This window comes from Mariniflexile maritimum, assembly GCF_009746565.1.
GTDB lineage: Bacteria > Bacteroidota > Bacteroidia > Flavobacteriales > Flavobacteriaceae > Mariniflexile > Mariniflexile maritimum.
Window position 1 is genome coordinate 181,985 of record NZ_WRPN01000001.1, and the last position, 18,023, is coordinate 200,007.

The following is an 18,023-nucleotide window of genomic DNA, read 5'->3' on the forward strand; positions in this document are numbered from 1 at the left end:
AACTAAAAGCATTAATTTTATATTTTAGACACTTTAGACACTTTAGACACTTTAGACACTTTAGACACTTTAGACACTTAAAACTTATAACATGAGCAAAATTACCATCGCCATCGACGGGTTTTCTTCCACCGGAAAAAGTACGGTAGCAAAGCAAATTGCCAACCGTTTAGGGTATGTATATGTAGATTCTGGAGCGATGTACCGTGCGGTAACCTTTTACGCCATGCAAAATGGTTTCATCAAGGAAAATTATTTTAATGCCAAAGCTTTGGTAGCCAACCTAAAAAATATAACTATCAGTTTTAAGTTCAATCCACAATTAGGTTTTGCGGAAGTTTATCTTAACAACAGAAATGTAGAAAATGAGATTCGTACGTTGGAGGTGTCAAATTTTGTTAGTAAAGTGGCCGAAATTTCAGAAGTACGCCAAAAATTGGTAGAACAGCAACAGCACTTGGGCAAACAAGGCGGTGTGGTTATGGATGGGCGCGATATAGGAACCGTGGTTTTTCCCCATGCCGAACTTAAATTATTTATGACGGCTTCCGCGGAAACACGAGCAAAAAGGCGTTATTCTGAATTGATTGCAAGAGGCGAAACCGTTACTTATGAAGCAGTTTTAAAAAACGTACAAGAAAGAGATTATATTGATACAAATCGAGAAGATTCACCTTTAACAAAAGCCGAAGATGCCATTGAAATTGATAATTCGCTCATGGGTTTGCAAGAACAGTTTGATAAAATCATGCAACTTGTAAAAGTAACTTTGAAAAAAGAAGTTTAATGTTCAGTCGCCATTATTTTAAATTCAGATATTCGTAGCTATAAAAAAACGAACCTTTAAATAAATAAAGATTCGTTTAGTAATTTCGCCTAAAGCCTAAAGCCTAAAGCCTAAAGCTATATATTAGGAATCACCAATTCTTGCCCTGGGTGTATTAAATCTGGGTTTTTCAAAATAGTTGTGTTCGCATTAAAAATTGCTTGGTATTTTGCAGCATTATCATAATAGTGCTTTGCAATTTTACTTAAAGTTTCCCCACTTTTAACGGTATGCCTGTGGTAGATACTGTTGTCGGCAACGGTAATGTTGGCCATGATATCGGTTGGTTTTTCGCCGCCAATTTCTTTAATTTTATCCCAAAGCAGGTTTTTTTCATAAGGTGTGTTGGCAGTTCCCTTAACTTTTAAAACGCCGTTTTCTTCAGTAACATCCCCGTTTTTAATGTTTAGTTTTTCACCTAAATCCAATACGGGTTGGTATTTTGCTTTTGCTGTCATAATTTTATAAAAGTTTAATAGTTAAAAAAGTGTCATCAATATAGTTAATTTTTCAATCGCAACTTCTTAATTTTCAGTTAAGTTTTCATTACTTAAACTAGACACAATAATTATAAAAAGTCACATTAATTTTATGTGTTCATTTTTAGGTAATTAAGCTAATAATTTGTATTTTTGCGCTCCTTTTAGCAAATCGTCGGAACGATAAAGGGAACACGAAACAAAAAATCAATAACACTTCTGTGCGTTATTTGCTTAAATCTTCCGAAGCATACAGAATACAAACCGTAAATGAATAAAGTTTACAAGCGTTAAATTTTATTTTTTACTTATTCATTTTTAAATGGCTGAAAAAGCAAACCAAGCTGAAGTTGAAGCAACTGAAGCAAAAACAGTAGAGGCTCCGGTAATTTCGGAAGCAAAAGCAAACCCTGAAAAATTCTTAAAAGAGTTCAATTGGCACAATTACCAAGAAGGTATTGATGAAGTTGATGAAAAACAATTGCAGGAATTTGAAAAATTAGTAGCTGAAAATTTCGTTGATACCCTGAACGATGAAGTGGTTATGGGTACGGTAGTTCACATTTCTGATAGGGATGCGATTATCGATATCAACGCAAAATCGGAAGGCGTTATTTCATTAAACGAATTCCGTTACAACCCAAACTTAGCCGTAGGCGACAAAGTTGAAGTATTAATCGATGTGCGCGAAGATGCCACAGGCCAATTGGTATTATCGCACCGTAAAGCGCGCGTAATCAAAGCTTGGGACCGTGTTATCAGAGCGAACGAAACGGGCGAAATCGTTAATGGTTTTGTTAAATGTAGAACCAAAGGCGGTATGATTGTAGATGTGTTCGGCATTGAAGCCTTCTTACCAGGTTCTCAAATTGACGTGAAACCAATTAGGGATTACGACCAATATGTAAATAAAACTATGGAATTCAAAGTTGTTAAAATCAACCACGAATTCAAAAACGTAGTCGTTTCCCATAAAGCGCTTATTGAAGCGGATATCGAGGTTCAGAAAAAAGAAATCATTGGCCAATTAGAAAAAGGTCAAGTATTGGAAGGTATTGTTAAAAACATCACGTCTTACGGTGTATTCATCGATCTTGGTGGCGTAGATGGTTTAATCCACATTACCGATTTATCTTGGTCTCGTATCAATCATCCAAACGAGATTGTAGAATTAGACCAAAAACTGAACGTGGTAATCCTTGATTTTGATGAAAACAAATCAAGAATCCAATTAGGTTTAAAACAATTAAGCAAACACCCATGGGAAGCATTAGCTGATACGGTGGCCGTTGGTGATAAAGTAAAAGGCAAAGTAGTGGTTATTGCAGATTACGGTGCATTTATTGAAGTTGCCGATGGTGTTGAAGGTTTAATCCACGTTTCTGAAATGTCATGGTCAACCCACTTACGTTCTGCTCAAGATTTCGTAAATGTTGGTGATGAAGTTGAAGCGGTTATCTTAACTTTAGATAGGGAAGAACGTAAAATGTCATTGGGTATCAAACAATTAACCTCTGATCCTTGGACCGATATTACAACTAAATACCCATTAGGTTCTAAGCACACAGGTATTGTTCGTAACTTTACAAACTTTGGTGTTTTTGTTGAACTGGAAGAAGGTATCGATGGCTTGATTTACATCTCAGATTTATCTTGGACCAAAAAAATCAAGCACCCATCCGAATTCTGTGCAGCTGGCGATAAGTTAGAAGTAATTGTATTGGAATTGGATGTTGAAGGTCGTAAATTATCTTTAGGCCACAAACAAACAACCGCAAACCCTTGGGATGAATACGAAACAGATTTTGCTTTAGAAACCGTTCACACAGGAACAATTTCTGAAATCGTTGACAAAGGCGCAACCGTTGAATTTAACGAAGACATCGTAGCCTTTATTCCAACACGTCACCTTGAAAAAGAAGACGGAAGCAAACTTAAAAAAGGCGATACCGCCGAATTTAAGATTATTGAATTCAATAAAGAGTTTAAGCGCGTTGTAGCATCGCACACTGCCATTTTTAAAGCAGAGGAAATTGCAAACGTAAAAGCGGCTGCAAAGAAAATAGAAGCGGCTGCTGCCGAAGCAAAACCAACCTTAGGCGATGCCAATGAAGCGTTACAAGCCCTTAAAGACAAAATGGACGGAAAAGTAGCAAAAACGAAAACCAAAAAATAATTTTTGCCATTTCTGCGCAAGCAGGAATCCATTTTTATAAAAATTAAAGCCTTCAATTTCTTGAAGGCTTTTTTATTTACCATTTTTAAAACCAAGTTTTTAAAATTTTGCATTACATTTGTATTCCGAACACGTTTGGATACTATATGAGTCAAAAAGTTTTACTTAACCAAAAAGAGGTAAACATCATTCTTCACCGATTGGCTTGTCAATTAATTGAAAAACATACCGATTTTTCAAATACCGTCCTTATTGGTTTGCAGCCTCGTGGCATATTTTTAGCCGATAGGATTGCTAAAATTTTACGGGAAGATTACAAAGTAAAGAACATACAATTGGGCCACTTGGATATTACTTTTTTTCGCGATGATTTCCGCCGTGGCGAAAAACCATTGGAAGCCAATACCACCAAAATCAATTTTCTGGTTGAAGATAAAAACGTGGTTTTTATTGATGATGTTTTATACACCGGCCGAAGTATCCGCGCCGCATTAACGGCCATCCAATCGTTTGGAAGACCCAACGAAATTGAGCTTTTAACGTTAATAGACAGACGTTTTAGCAGGCATCTACCCATACAGCCCAATTACCGTGGGCGACAAGTAGATGTTATCAATAATGAAAAAGTAAAAGTAAACTGGAAAGAGCGCGATAGCGAAGATTCCGTTTATTTAATAGAAAAATAACATTAATTACCAATTAATAATTAAAATTAACAATGATAAGTTACCGTTTAAAAATGCCTTTGCAACCTTAAACTTCTAACTTTTAATCTTTAACTTTAACAATGAGCGAATTAAGTGTAAACCACTTATTAGGGATCAAATATCTGAACAAACAAGATATTCAACTTATTTTTGAAACGGCCGATCATTTTAAGGAAGTGATCAATCGTCCCATTAAAAAAGTACCTTCGCTTCGCGATATTACCATTGCCAATTTATTCTTTGAAAACTCTACCAGAACCAAATTATCATTTGAATTGGCCGAAAAACGCTTGTCCGCCGACGTGCTTAACTTTTCGTCATCGCAATCATCAGTAAAAAAAGGAGAGACCTTAATAGATACGGTAAACAACATATTATCCATGAAGGTAGATATGGTGGTGATGCGGCATCCCAATCCTGGAGCGGGTGTGTTTTTGTCAAAACATGTAAAGGCAAGTATCATCAATGCTGGTGATGGCGCGCACGAACACCCAACGCAAGCTTTGTTGGATTCCTATTCCATTCGCGAAAAATTGGGTGATGTTAGCGGCAAAAAAGTGGTTATTGTGGGCGATATTTTACACAGTAGGGTAGCGCTTTCTAATATTTTTGCTTTACGGCTTCAAGGTGCACAAGTTATGGTTTGCGGCCCTAAAACATTATTACCAAAATATATTGATAAACTGGGAGTAAAAGTTGAAACAAACTTGCTTAAAGCACTCAATTGGTGTGATGTAGCAAATATGCTTCGTGTGCAAAATGAGCGCATGGACATCAGTTATTTTCCATCAACAAGAGAATATACACAACAATTTGGCGTTAATAAAGAACTGCTGGACTCGTTAAACAAAGAAATAATTATCATGCACCCAGGGCCCATAAACCGTGGTGTTGAAATTACAAGCGATGTGGCCGACTCCAAGCAATCCATCATCCTGGACCAAGTACAAAACGGCGTTGCAATAAGGATGGCGGTCATTTATTTATTGGCTTCAAAAATAAAACAATAACAGTATGATTATCGATCAAGACGGCACTATTTCCATCATCACACAAGAAAAAGCGACCATTATTGAGTTGGTTAAAAAGCTACAGGCACTCTATCCAAAATTTAAAAAAAATAATATTATTGTATGTTTATCATCATTGCATAAACTGGATTTACAGGATATTATTGAGTTCCTTGAGATTTCAAATACCCACAGGGGCTCAAAACAGTCGTTTGTAATCGTTTCAGATAAGATTGATTTAGATAGCGTTCCCGATGAAATTATGGTAGTGCCAACCATCCAAGAGGCCTACGATATTATTGAGATGGAAGAAATGGAACGCGATTTGGGGTTCTAACAAAATAGTTGGTTGTTAAGTTGTGAGTTGGTGAGTTGTTCGACTTAACAACAAACAACTAAACGACAAACAACAAAGGAAAATGAAAGTAACCATACTAGGTTGTTATAGTGCCACGCCAAGAACTTTAAATAATACCACTTCGCAAGTACTCGAAATCAATAACCACATGTTTTTAATCGATTGTGGTGAAGGTACACAAATACATTTGCGCAGGCACAAGGTTAAATTCAACCGCATTAAGCATATTTTTATTTCCCATTTACATGGCGACCATTTTTTTGGTTTGGTAGGCTTAATCTCAACATTCAGGTTGCTAACGCGCGAAACCGATTTGCATATTTACGGGCCCGTGGGCATCAAGGAAGTGGTAACGCTTCAAATGAAATTGGCCGATTCATGGACCAATTTCAACCTTATATTCCACGAACTGGCTTCGGAAAAATCGGTGCTTATTTTTGAGGATGATGAAGTTGAAGTGCATACCATACCCTTAAACCATCGCATTTATACCAACGGATTTCTTTTTAAGGAAAAAGAAGGCAACAGAAAATTGGATTTGGGTCTGGTTGAAGATGCCCGAATTCATGTTGCCTACTACCGAAAACTGGCCCTTGGGTTTGATGTGATTAATGAAGATGGCGAGCTCATTAAAAATAAAAGCGTTACAAACCCCGGGGCAAAACCCAAAAGTTATGCTTTTTGCAGCGATACCATGTACCAAGAAACCATTGTGCCCATTATTAAAAATGTGGATGTGCTGTACCACGAATCGACCTTTTTGGAAACGCATGCCCATTTAGCCACAAAAACAAAACATGCTACCGCAAAACAAGCGGCAACCATTGCAAAAAAAGCGAACGCAGGTGTGTTGCTGCTGGGGCATTACTCAACACGTTACGATAGTTTAGAGGCCTTTAAGGAAGAAGCTAATACCGTTTTTGAGCACGTTGAGCTTTGCGAAGACGGTAAGGTTTTTAATTTCTAGGTATCTCAAAACGCATGGGTTTTGTAATATTTAAAATTTATTTACGCCATACTGCCCACTAAACTAAATTCAAACTTCCGTTTAACATCAAAAATAATATTTACGCAATGGGCTGTTCTTCCATAACCCAAGCAATGGCCTCGGTAAGTGTATGGCAAGCCTTTATTGGGATGGTTTTCGAGAATTGATTTTCCAGCGAAGCATTCATAAACGTAATGGTATTGTACGCAACAATAGCACCAACGGTAATCATGTGGTATTTTTGATGCACTTTATTCCATGTTTGCGGATTTATGGAATAGGAATGGACCCTATTTGAAATATAGCCAATTTTAGCATCGGCACCATAAAAAATCACCAACTCATCCATCACGCTCTTGATCATTGTCCAATCAAAGTGTGCGCCTTCATTTAATTCGGAAATAAAAAATTTTTCCAGAAGATAAAAATTGCCAAAAGGCATTTCCAACTTATGGTGTTTCAGTTCAAAAAAAGAAGAATTTTCAAACGTCATATTAAAAGTTGTTAGGATACACGAATGTATAAAGTTTCTTGACACAAAAATTATAAATGGCAAAAAATATTTTTGTTATTTTGCGTACTATGGATAAAGATTTAAGCAGTTACAGAAAAACTTACCAAAAAAGCGAACTTCTTTTAAAAGATGCGCCCGAAAACCCCTTGGAATTGTTCCAAAAATGGTTTTATGAAGTAGATACATATTTTGATGAGGATGAAACCAATGCCATGACCGTTAGTACCATGGGTTTGGATGGTTACCCAAAAAGTAGGGTGGTACTTTTAAAACGGTTTACTTATGAAGGTTTTATATTTTACACCAATTACGATAGTGAAAAGGGCAAGGCCATAGCCCAAAACCCCAAGGTATGTATTTCCTTTTTTTGGCACAGTGCCGAACGCCAGATAATTATTAAAGGTATTGCTGAAAAAATACCAGAAAACATGAGCGATGGTTATTTTGAATCGCGCCCACGTGGCAGCCAATTAGGAGCCTTGGTTTCAAAACAAAGCGACATTGTTCCAAATAGGCAATATCTTGAAGAAAAGTTGAAAGCGCTTGAAGTTGAATTTGAAGGCAAAGAAATACCCCGACCGGCCAATTGGGGCGGGTATATTGTAAAACCTGTTGAAATGGAATTTTGGCAAGGTCGCCCTAACCGATTGCACGATAGGATTCGTTACAAACTGCAACCAGATTATAATTGGGAAATAAATCGATTATCTCCCTAATAAATAGGATGAAATGCACGTAAAATTACTTCTAATGCGCATTTCAACGATTAAATACATTAAATACCGACAAAATGCATGTTTTTAATCGATTTTAACATTTTATTAACGTTTTAATACTGAATGGTAGGTTAAATTTATAGTACCAAAATCTAAATTACCTACTTATGAAGTTATTAGTAAAACTGCCTTTAGTGGCACTGTTAACTTTTTTTAGCTTTTCTTGTACTACCGATAGTCTGGATGACAAAGCCGATGCCATTGAATTAAAACTGGTTACTCCTGAAACAAAACCTATTGAGGTTCAAATACTTGAACTTATAAATAACCATCGCCTTTCGGTGGGTTTAAATCCTTTAACCGATATGACCATCGTAAAATCGGTAGCATTGAGCCATACCGATTATATGGTTGATAATAATGAAGTATCGCATGCCAATTTTTACAAGCGTAGCGATTATTTAAAAGCGAAAGCGGCAGCCAAACGAGTAACCGAAAATGTTGCCTTTGGTTACAGTTCTGCGCAATCTGTTGTTAATGCTTGGTTAAAAAGCGAAGAACACCGCGCCAACATTGAAGGCGATTTTACAAACTTTGATGTTGCTGCCGAACAAAATGCTGAAGGTAAATGGTTTTACACCAACATTTTCATAAAAAAATAACCGTTTAATGGCCTGTTTACGCCCGTTGGGAAACTGTAAATGGCTTTTTATAAATTATTTTAAATTAGTAATCCTCTCTGTTTTTGGGAGGTTTTTTTTTGCTTGTCCATCGTTATCATTCAATAGCTCAATATCATTGTTAAATTTCAATACGTTCATTTTTATTCTTCACAGAAACATTCAAATACATTTTATTTCAAAATTTTCATAATAATATCATTGCATACCATCAATAAAATGGGTAACTTAATGCTTCAAAACGTTTAGGGTATTTAACTAAATCCTACAATAACATGGCATACATTGATTATTATGGCATATTGGGTATTTCCAAAGATGCTTCGGAACAGGACATAAAAAAGGCATATAGAAAATTGGCGCGCAAGTACCACCCCGATTTAAACCCTAATGATAAAGAAGCGGAAAAAAAGTTTAAAGCTGTAAATGAAGCCAACGAGGTATTGAGCCATCCGGAAAACCGAAAGAAATACGATGAGTATGGCGAGCATTGGAAGCATGCCGATGAGATAAAAAATTCTGAACGGGCACAACACCAACAAAGACAAACGCAGTATCAAACCTCGGACGATTTCTCTGGAAGCGATTTCTCCGATTTCTTTGAATCCATGTTCGGTCATAGAGCCTCTGGTGCACAAAGCAGAAACCTTAAATTTAGGGGTCAGGATTATAATGCTGAATTACAGCTCGATTTAACTGATGTTTACAAATCGCACAAGCGAACCTTAACGGTAAACAACAAAAATATTAGGTTAACCATTCCGGCAGGAGTTGAAAATGGACAGGTAATTAAAATTTCAGGATATGGTGGCCCTGGTGTAAATGGTGGGCCTCATGGCGATTTGTTTATCCATTTCTCGATTACAAATAATACAAAATTTAAAAGAGAAGGTGATAATTTATACTTAACTGCCGATTTGGACCTCTACACAGCCTTATTGGGTGGTGAATTGTTGGTTGATACTTTTGATGGTAAAGCGAAACTTACCATTAAACCAGAAACCCAAAACGGCACCAAGGTAAAGCTTAAAAACAAAGGCTTTCCAAAATATAAAAGCGAAGGCGTTTTTGGCGATTTGTATATAACCTTCAGCATTAAAACACCTAAAAACCTAACCGCCAAGGAAAAAGAACTACTCAAAGAATTACAAAAACTACGACACAAATGAGCACGCAAGACTATATATTAATTGAACATTTTTGTACGCACCACAATATTCCTGTTTCGTTTGTAATGGCGTTACGCGATTATGAACTTATAGAAATTACAACCATGGATAACGCGTACTATATAAAACACACCGCTTTAAAGGATCTGGAAAAAATGACCCGCCTGCATTTTGAACTCGACATTAATTTAGAAGGTCTGGATGCTATTCATCATTTATTGAAACAAGTTGAAACCTTGCAGCAAGATATAGTAACGCTACACAACAAGTTGCAACGGTATGAGGAATGATGTTTCAATCAACATAATCAGCCCTTTTTAAGGCGATTTTTTATTCAAAATTCTTTAACTTTAAGCCTGATTAAAATACAGCAATGCCATTAAAACCATCCGGCACCTTTTATGTTTTTTTGGGGCAGGATCTACATGTTTTTCTTTTGAATTTAGAAGAAAACAACTCCAATTAAATAGTGGTTGTATTAATAAGTACGCATTAAACTATGAAACATACATATAAAATTCATGGCATGTCCTGTAATGGTTGCCGAAGTCATGTAGAAGAAACACTTTCAAAAGTTAAAGGTGTTTCATCGGTAACTGTAAACCTGGAAAATGCTGAAGCGACTCTTGAAATGGAGACGCATATTCCGTTGGAAAAATTTCAGGAAGCCTTAAAAAATGATGGCGGTAGTTATAGTATCCATAATTTAGGTGAAACACCCATACCCCAAAAAGCAAAAAGCAAACCCAAAGGAAAGGGTACGGGCACGTTTTATTGCCCCATGCACTGTGAGGGCGATAAAACTTATGCCCAAGCTGGCGATTGCCCCGTGTGTGGTATGGATTTGGTTGAGGAACAGTCTGTGTCGTCGCATGTTCAATTTACATGCCCAATGCATCCGGAAATTACTGCCGATGAACCGGGTTCTTGCCCTAAATGTGGTATGGATTTGGTGCCTAGGGAAGCTGCCGTTTCTGAAGAGGATAAAACCTATAAAAAGTTATTGAAAAAGTTTTGGATAGCGGTTGCCTTCACCGTACCAATTTTTTTAATTGCCATGTCCGATATGCTAAAGCATAATCCCTTGTATGAGGTGTTTGAACAAAACTACTGGAACTGGGTGCAATTGTTATTGTCTATACCCGTGGTTTTTTATGCCGCTTGGATGTTTTTTAAACGTGCATGGACATCGTTTAAAACCATGAACCTCAATATGTTTACATTAATAGGTATTGGCTCTGGAATTGCTTGGTTGTTCAGTATAGTGGCGTTGCTGTTCCCTGATATTTTTCCGCCAAATTTTAAAACAGGCCATGGTAATGTGTTCGTTTATTTTGAAGCGACCACCGTTATATTGACCTTGGTTTTATTAGGACAACTTTTAGAGGCAAGGGCCCACAGCCAAACCAGTGGTGCCATAAAGGAATTATTAAAATTAGTGCCTTCTACGGCTACTTTGGTGGTTGATGGCGTGGAAAAAACAATTGCTATTGATAAAATTGAACAGGGCCATTTACTTCGTGTAAAACCCGGTGAAAAAATCCCTGTTGACGGTAGCATCATTGAAGGTGAAAGCAGTATTGATGAATCGATGATTACCGGCGAACCCATACCCGTTGATAAACATGTAAATGACAAAGTAAGCTCTGGAACCATAAACGGCACAAAATCGTTCATCATGCAAGCAGAAAAAGTGGGTTCAGAAACCTTGCTTTCGCAAATCATACAGATGGTAAATACAGCAAGTCGCTCAAAAGCACCTATTCAAAAATTAGCCGACAGGATTGCAAAATATTTTGTTCCTATTGTGATTCTGGTTTCCATCATCACCTTTATTGTGTGGACTATTTTTGGTCCGGAACCAGCCTATGTTTTTGCTTTTGTGAATGCCATTTCGGTGTTAATTATTGCTTGTCCTTGTGCCTTGGGTTTAGCAACCCCCATGTCGGTCATGGTAGGTGTTGGCAGGGGCGCACAATCGGGCGTGCTCATAAAAAATGCCGAGGCTCTTGAAAAAATGAATAAGGTGGATACCCTAATAATTGATAAAACCGGTACCATTACCGAAGGAAAACCATCGGTTGAAAAAGTAGAAACAACGGCTTCCATCGACAAGAAAACCTTGGTACAGTATATTGTCGCCTTAAATCAATTTAGTGAACATCCTTTGGCAGAGGCGATTATGAAGTATGGCAAGTTACAACAGGTCCCCATTTTAAAAGTGAACGATTTTGAAACCATTACTGGAAAAGGCGTTATGGGTACTGTTGAAAACAAAAAAATAGCATTGGGCAACACCAAACTTTTTGAACAGTTAACTATTGAAATACCAAAAAAATTAAGTGATGCAGTGGTTTTTGAACAACAACAGGGCAAAACCGTATCCTACATTGCCATAAACGAAGAAGCGGTAGGTTACGTTACCATTTTTGATGCCATAAAAGAAACAAGTAAAAAGGCCATTAAAGCATTGCAAGACCAGGGTATTGATGTGATTATGTTAACAGGAGACAATAATAACACCGCCAAAGCAGTAGCCGAACAGTTAAACTTAGCGCATTTTAAGGCAGATTGCTTACCAGAGGACAAACTAAATGAAATTAAAAAGCTTCAACAGCAAGGTCGCGTGGTGGCCATGGCGGGCGATGGTATTAATGATGCGCCTGCATTGGCCCAATCGGATGTTGGTATAGCCATGGGCACGGGCACCGACGTGGCCATTGAAAGTGCCTCAATCACACTCGTAAAAGGCGATTTGCACGGCATTGTAAAAGCTAAGAAACTTAGCCATAGCGTGGTTAAAAACATTAAGCAAAACCTATTTTTTGCTTTTATTTACAACGTGTTTGGCGTGCCCATAGCGGCAGGTGTTCTGTTTCCTATATTTGGGCTATTATTATCTCCCATGATTGCGGCCTTGGCAATGAGCTTTAGTTCGGTTTCTGTTATTTCAAATGCGTTAAGATTGCGAAAAATTAAAATTTAAAACAGCTTGAAATAATTTGGGTTAAGATGCAAAAGCTTTTTAATTCAAATTCTAAAGTGCAATCAATAATTCAGGGTTTTTTAACAATTCCAGCAAAACAACCTAGAATTTATCCTTTAAATACCGACCGGTTTCAGATGTTTTTACTTTAATAACTTCTTCTGGTGTTCCGGTGGCGACAAGGTTTCCGCCCATTTCGCCACCCTGGGGTCCTAAATCAATCACATAATCGGCACATTTAATAAGTTCTAAATTATGCTCTACAACAATAATGGAATGGCCGTTTTCAATCAACGCATGAAACGATTTTAATAATTTTTTAATATCATGGAAGTGCAAGCCCGTAGTGGGTTCATCAAAAATAAATAACGCTTTCTCTTTCGTACTGCCTTTTCCCAAGAAAGATGCCAGTTTAATTCGTTGCGCCTCGCCACCAGATAGGGTAGATGAACTTTGCCCAAGCGTAACATAGCCCAACCCAACATCTTGCAAAGGCTGCAACTTGGTCTTTATCTTGGGCTGCTTATTTTCTTCAAAAAAAGCAATGGCATCATCAATGGTTAAATTTAAAATGTCATCAATGTTTTTATTGGCAAAGGTAACCTCTAGTACTTCTTTTTTAAAGCGTTTGCCTTTGCAGGTTTCACATTCCAAATGCACATCGGCCATAAATTGCATTTCAATAGTTACTTCACCTTCGCCTTTGCAAGTCTCACAGCGTCCGCCATCTACGTTAAACGAAAAATGTTTTGCTTGGTAATTTCTTATGGTACTTAATTTTTGGTTGGCGAACAAGGCACGAATATCATCATAAGCCTTGATGTAGGTAACCGGATTGGAACGCGACGACCTTCCAATAGGGTTTTGATCGACAAATTCGATGTTTTTTATAATGCTGAAATTGCCTTCCAAACTCGAAAACTGACCGGGTTTATCTGAAAAATCGGTTAATTTTTTTTGAAGTGCCGGATATAATATTTTTTTAACCAAGGTGCTTTTTCCGCTGCCCGAAACCCCTGTAATAACCGTAAGCATGCCCAAAGGAAAGCGCACATCTATATTTTTCAGGTTGTTTTCGCGCGCTCCTATAATATCAACATGGTATTTTGAAGTCCGTCGCTTTTTTGGCACCTCAATTTTTAAGCTTTCGTTTAGGTATTGCGCTGTTAATGAATTGGATGCGAGAATATCTTTAAACGTTCCTTCGGCTACCACATGGCCACCAAAAGTACCCGCTTCAGGGCCAATATCGATAATGTAATCGGCCTCTTTCATAATATCTTCATCATGTTCCACTACAATCACGGTGTTTCCTAAGTTGCGCAATTGCTTTAAAACCGCAATTAAGCGTTCGGTGTCTTTTGGGTGCAAACCGATACTGGGTTCATCTAAAATATACATGGAACCCACCAAACTACTGCCCAAAGAGGTCGCTAGGTTGATACGCTGACTTTCGCCACCAGAAAGTGTGTTCGATTTTCTGTTCAGCGTTAAATAATCCAACCCAACATTGGCAAGGAACGATAAGCGATTGTTAATTTCTTTCAGCAACCTGTCGGCAATTTGGGTATCATAGTCGCTTAATTGCAAATGCTTGAAGAAATGCGCCAGGTTATTTAAGGGCATTTCCACCAAATCGGTAATGGTAGCGCCACCTATTTTGATGTAATTTGCTTCCGCACGAAGCCGCTTGCCGTTACAGGCCTTGCATTTTGTTTTTCCGCGGTAGCGCGACAGCATCACCCGGTTTTGGATTTTATAGGCCTTGGCTTGCAGTTCAGCAAAAAACGAATTTAATCCCTCAAAATATGTGTTACCATCCCAAATTAGTTGCTTTTGTGCCTCGGTTAATTGAAAATAAGGCTTATGGATGGGAAAATCAAATTTATGCGAATTGTTGACCAACTGGTCCCGATACCAGCTCATGCTTTCACCACGCCATGGAAAAATAGCGTTTTCATAAACCGAAAGTCCGGTGTTGGGTATTACCAAATCATCGTCAATCCCAATAATATCGCCATACCCTTCACATTTGGGGCACGCGCCATAAGGGTTGTTGAAACTAAACAAATGGACGTTGGGTTCTAAAAACACAATGCCGTCCATTTCAAATTTATTACTAAAGCAACGCTGTTTGTTATCTGTTAGGGTTTCAATAAAGCACGTGCCGTTGCCTTCAAAAAAAGCGGTTTGTATGGCATCGGCCAATCGGTTTTTAAAATCTTCCTCATCTTTAATTACAACCCTGTCAACCACTAATAGTATGGTGTCGTTTTTATTATATTCAACACTATCGTCAATACGAACAACTACCTCATTTAGTTTCACCCTAGCATATCCTTGTTGAAGTAATGCTTTAAGTTTATCTTCCATGGTGCGACCGGTTTCCAAATGGATGGGCGTCAGTAGAAGCAGCTTTTCGCCTTCAGGAAACGTGTTTATATAATTTAAAACATCGGTAACGGTATCTTTTTTCACTTCCAACCCAGAAACGGGCGAATAGGTCTTGCCAATGCGGGCAAATAGCAATTTGAGGTAATCGTAAATTTCGGTAGTTGTGCCAACGGTAGAACGTGGATTTGTGGAGTTCACTTTTTGTTCAATAGCAATGGCCGGGGCAATGCCTTTAATATAATCCACCTTGGGCTTGTTTAATCGGCCCAAAAACTGGCGAGCATAACTCGATAAGCTCTCAACATAGCGGCGCTGCCCTTCAGCATATAAGGTATCGAATGCCAAACTTGATTTTCCCGAACCCGATAAGCCAGTAATCACTACCAATTTATTTCGGGGTATCACTACATCAATGTTTTTTAAATTGTGCAGTTTCGCACCTTTAATAATGATATTTTCTTTAGGGTTTACTTCGGAAATTGTAGTGGTCATAAGCATAAAACAAATAATTTTGCAAAGATACTACAAGTCTGTCAGCATAAAAAATGCATCTATCTTAAAAGAATGATAAACTAATTTTGAAAAAATGCACGCATGCCTATTTTTTGTATTTTGCATCTATGAAGAAGCCATTTTGCGTGCTCATTTTTTATTTTTTTTACATAATTTGTGTAGGGGTCGCGAAAATAGGACTCTAGTAGTAGCGCAAGAATTTGCCTAACTCTTAAAGAAATATTAAAAAAATGCATTATTTTTTGCTTTTTAGGAATGATTGTTGTTATATTTGATTCGTTAATCGATTATAAATCAATACTTGCCTATAGCATAACATTACTTTTAAACTAATAACTCCAAGCATTGAAGCTTGCTTCTATGCAAAAAAGTAATGATTATGCAAAACGAACTTATACACGATGCTACCCTGGTTAGCAATTATATTAAAGGCGATGAGCGCGCTTTGGAAATCCTGATATACAGACACAAGCAAAAAATTTACAGTTTTATTTATTCAAAAGTTTTTGACAGTGATGTTGCTGAAGATATTTTTCAGGACACCTTTATTAAAGTAATACGCACTTTAAAACGGGGCACTTATAATGAAGAAGGCAAATTTTTGCCATGGGTCATGCGCATTTCGCATAATTTGATTATCGATTATTTTAGGAAAAACAACCGCATGCCCAAATTTGATAACACCGATGAATTCAATATCTTTTCGGTACTTAGTGATGCCAGTTTAAATGCAGAGAACAGCATTATTAAAGAACAAGTTGAAACCGATGTAAGACGCTTGGTTGAAGAGCTGCCCGACGACCAAAAGGAAGTGTTGTTGATGCGTATTTACGAGGATTTGAGCTTTAAGGAGATATCAGACAAAACAGGCGTGAGCATCAACACTGCACTGGGCCGTATGCGCTACGCCTTGATCAATCTCAGGAAAATTATTGATAAGCACAACATCATTTTAACAAACTGATACAATAAAGTAAATTTCGCTACGTTAATAAATTAAATGAACCCTTAATTTATTAAAATGGCAAAACTTTACCCTGAAAATTTTATTGACAAGTTGAATAAAATGGAACCGAAAGAAGAAACGGTTAATTTTCTTCTAAATTACTCTAAGGCTTTAAGTGTTATTAATTGTAATAAGTTGAAGTTTGAAGCACTTCTAAATTAAGTTTGAGGAAAGTCCTAATGCGAATTAGGACTTTTTTTATTCATCAAGTTTAAAAGTCGTTTACTTTTTCAAGGCCTTGTATTGTGGGTGTGTTTTTATAACCGATTGTCTTCCAATGGTTTTTGTGATAATGTCTTTATCCAAATCCCAACCTCTAGCGGGCGAATATTCACGGCCATACCAAATAATTTGGAGGTGTAAGTCGTTCCAAAGTTCCTTTGGAAACAGCCTTTTGGCGTCCCTTTCGGTTTGTACCACGCTTTTGCCGTTGCTAAAACCCCAACGATACATCAACCTATGGATGTGTGTGTCAACAGGAAATGCCGGCACTCCAAAGGCTTGCGACATCACAACACTTGCTGTTTTGTGCCCAACGGCGGGCAAAGCTTCCAACGCCTCAAAACTTTGCGGCACTTGGCCGTTGTGCTTATCAATTAAAATGTTAGACAACCCATAAATGCCCTTGCTTTTCATGGGCGAAAGGCCACAGGGCTTGATGATATCCCGAATTTCCTCCACCGAAAGTTTTACCATATCATAGGGATTATTCGCTTTTTCAAATAATAAAGGGGTAATTTGGTTTACGCGCACATCGGTGCATTGCGCCGATAGCAATACAGCTATTAACAAGGTGTAGGCATCGGAATGGTCCAACGGAACAGGTATGGTGGGATATAACCCATTCAATGTTTTTATTACGAATTCTACCTTTTTTTCCTTTGTCATGTTGTATTTTTGTAAAAACAAAGTTAGCATTATGAACACACTAAAACAAGGCGATGCCGTACCAAATTTTGAGGTAAATGATGAAAACGGCCAACTTATAAAATTAGCCGATTATAAAGGAAAAAAATGGGTTGTGTTTTTTTATCCGGCAGCCAGCACGCCAACTTGCACGGTTGAAGCTTGCAATATCCGCGACCACTACAAAGAGCTATCCAATGCGGGTTACGAAGTTTTGGGCGTGAGTGCCGATACACAAAAGAAACAATCCAATTTTAAAAGCAAACATGGCTTTCAATATCCCTTGATTGCCGATGTGGATAAGGTTATGATCAATGCCTTTGGCGTTTGGGGTTCCAAAAAATTTATGGGTCGCACTTTTGATGGTATCCATCGTAAAACCTTTATTATCAATGAAAAAGGTGTTGTTGAACGGGTTATCGATACCGTAAAGGCCAAGGAACATGCAGCCCAAATTTTGGGATGATAATTTTAAGTTTAATAAAATAGGGTAGAAGCTAAAAATTTTTCTAAACGCTTATTTTGTAATTCTTAAAAGCTTCATGAATTTGTTTTAGCCAACAACAATTGTGCTTTCAAACGTGTTCGGGTGGCA

Annotated in this window: 17 protein-coding genes; 13 read left to right on the forward strand and 4 right to left on the reverse strand. The window is 37.6% G+C overall.

Features of this window, described 5'->3' with window-relative positions; translation table 11 throughout:
* The first annotated feature begins 91 nt into the window (after positions 1-91).
* Positions 92-787, forward strand: a complete 696-nt coding sequence (gene cmk, locus GQO80_RS00770) for a (d)CMP kinase (protein WP_157206293.1) — start codon at positions 92-94, stop codon at positions 785-787.
* A 116-nt stretch (positions 788-903) separates the two neighbouring features.
* Here cmk and GQO80_RS00775 read toward each other — a convergent pair whose 3' ends face one another.
* Positions 904-1,284 carry a LysM peptidoglycan-binding domain-containing protein gene (locus tag GQO80_RS00775; RefSeq protein ID WP_157206294.1) on the reverse strand — a complete coding sequence of 127 codons (381 nt, stop codon included), beginning with the start codon at positions 1,282-1,284 and terminating at the stop codon, positions 904-906.
* Between the two features lie 343 nt (positions 1,285-1,627).
* On the opposite strand from GQO80_RS00775, the gene rpsA reads away from it, so the two are divergent.
* The 5 genes from rpsA to GQO80_RS00800 all read left to right on the forward strand — a co-directional run bounded on the left by rpsA (position 1,628) and on the right by GQO80_RS00800 (position 6,523).
* Positions 1,628-3,481 (forward strand): 30S ribosomal protein S1, encoded by a 1,854-nt coding sequence (rpsA, locus tag GQO80_RS00780; protein WP_157206295.1) that lies wholly within the window; start codon positions 1,628-1,630, stop codon positions 3,479-3,481.
* A 146-nt stretch (positions 3,482-3,627) separates the two neighbouring features.
* Complete coding sequence (gene pyrR, locus GQO80_RS00785) at positions 3,628-4,167, forward strand: bifunctional pyr operon transcriptional regulator/uracil phosphoribosyltransferase PyrR (protein WP_157206296.1); 540 nt, start codon at positions 3,628-3,630, stop codon at positions 4,165-4,167.
* A gap of 101 nt (positions 4,168-4,268) precedes the next feature.
* Positions 4,269-5,198 (forward strand): aspartate carbamoyltransferase catalytic subunit, encoded by a 930-nt coding sequence (locus GQO80_RS00790; RefSeq protein ID WP_157206297.1) that lies wholly within the window; start codon positions 4,269-4,271, stop codon positions 5,196-5,198.
* A gap of 4 nt (positions 5,199-5,202) precedes the next feature.
* Positions 5,203-5,535 (forward strand): ribonuclease Z, encoded by a 333-nt coding sequence (locus tag GQO80_RS00795; RefSeq protein WP_157206298.1) that lies wholly within the window; start codon positions 5,203-5,205, stop codon positions 5,533-5,535.
* 82 nt (positions 5,536-5,617) lie between these two features.
* A complete protein-coding gene (locus tag GQO80_RS00800; RefSeq protein WP_157206299.1) occupies positions 5,618-6,523 on the forward strand; it encodes a ribonuclease Z in 906 nt (301 codons plus the stop codon).
* 100 nt (positions 6,524-6,623) lie between these two features.
* Here the strand turns inward: GQO80_RS00800 and GQO80_RS00805 are convergent, their stop codons facing one another.
* Positions 6,624-7,037: a hypothetical protein gene (locus tag GQO80_RS00805; RefSeq protein ID WP_157206300.1), complete on the reverse strand. Its 414-nt coding sequence runs from the start codon at positions 7,035-7,037 to the stop codon at positions 6,624-6,626.
* 89 nt (positions 7,038-7,126) lie between these two features.
* Here GQO80_RS00805 and pdxH point away from each other — a divergent pair, with 89 nt between their 5' ends.
* The 5 genes from pdxH to GQO80_RS00830 all read left to right on the forward strand — a co-directional run bounded on the left by pdxH (position 7,127) and on the right by GQO80_RS00830 (position 12,609).
* Entirely contained in the window at positions 7,127-7,774 is a 648-nt protein-coding gene (gene pdxH / locus GQO80_RS00810) for a pyridoxamine 5'-phosphate oxidase (protein ID WP_157206797.1), read from the forward strand.
* Between the two features lie 167 nt (positions 7,775-7,941).
* On the forward strand, positions 7,942-8,436 hold the full coding sequence (locus tag GQO80_RS00815) for a CAP domain-containing protein (protein ID WP_157206301.1): 495 nt from the start codon (positions 7,942-7,944) through the stop codon (positions 8,434-8,436).
* Between the two features lie 293 nt (positions 8,437-8,729).
* Positions 8,730-9,623 carry a DnaJ C-terminal domain-containing protein gene (locus GQO80_RS00820; RefSeq protein ID WP_157206302.1) on the forward strand — a complete coding sequence of 298 codons (894 nt, stop codon included), beginning with the start codon at positions 8,730-8,732 and terminating at the stop codon, positions 9,621-9,623.
* Complete coding sequence (locus GQO80_RS00825; protein ID WP_157206303.1) at positions 9,620-9,913, forward strand: chaperone modulator CbpM; 294 nt, start codon at positions 9,620-9,622, stop codon at positions 9,911-9,913. Before GQO80_RS00820 ends, GQO80_RS00825 begins: the two co-directional genes overlap by 4 nt.
* A gap of 209 nt (positions 9,914-10,122) precedes the next feature.
* The gene (locus GQO80_RS00830; protein ID WP_157206304.1) at positions 10,123-12,609 is read left to right on the forward strand and encodes a heavy metal translocating P-type ATPase; all 2,487 of its coding nucleotides are present in this window, start codon (positions 10,123-10,125) and stop codon (positions 12,607-12,609) included.
* Positions 12,610-12,711: 102 nt separating this feature from the next.
* Here GQO80_RS00830 and uvrA read toward each other — a convergent pair whose 3' ends face one another.
* A complete protein-coding gene (gene uvrA / locus GQO80_RS00835; protein ID WP_157206305.1) occupies positions 12,712-15,495 on the reverse strand; it encodes an excinuclease ABC subunit UvrA in 2,784 nt (927 codons plus the stop codon).
* A 400-nt stretch (positions 15,496-15,895) separates the two neighbouring features.
* Between uvrA and GQO80_RS00840 the strand changes: the two genes are divergently transcribed.
* A complete protein-coding gene (locus tag GQO80_RS00840; RefSeq protein WP_157206306.1) occupies positions 15,896-16,480 on the forward strand; it encodes an RNA polymerase sigma factor in 585 nt (194 codons plus the stop codon).
* Between the two features lie 264 nt (positions 16,481-16,744).
* Here the strand turns inward: GQO80_RS00840 and GQO80_RS00845 are convergent, their stop codons facing one another.
* Positions 16,745-17,410 (reverse strand): endonuclease III domain-containing protein, encoded by a 666-nt coding sequence (locus GQO80_RS00845; protein ID WP_157206307.1) that lies wholly within the window; start codon positions 17,408-17,410, stop codon positions 16,745-16,747.
* A gap of 31 nt (positions 17,411-17,441) precedes the next feature.
* On the opposite strand from GQO80_RS00845, the gene bcp reads away from it, so the two are divergent.
* Positions 17,442-17,894 carry a thioredoxin-dependent thiol peroxidase gene (gene bcp / locus GQO80_RS00850; RefSeq protein WP_157206308.1) on the forward strand — a complete coding sequence of 151 codons (453 nt, stop codon included), beginning with the start codon at positions 17,442-17,444 and terminating at the stop codon, positions 17,892-17,894.
* The last annotated feature ends 129 nt before the right edge of the window (positions 17,895-18,023 follow it).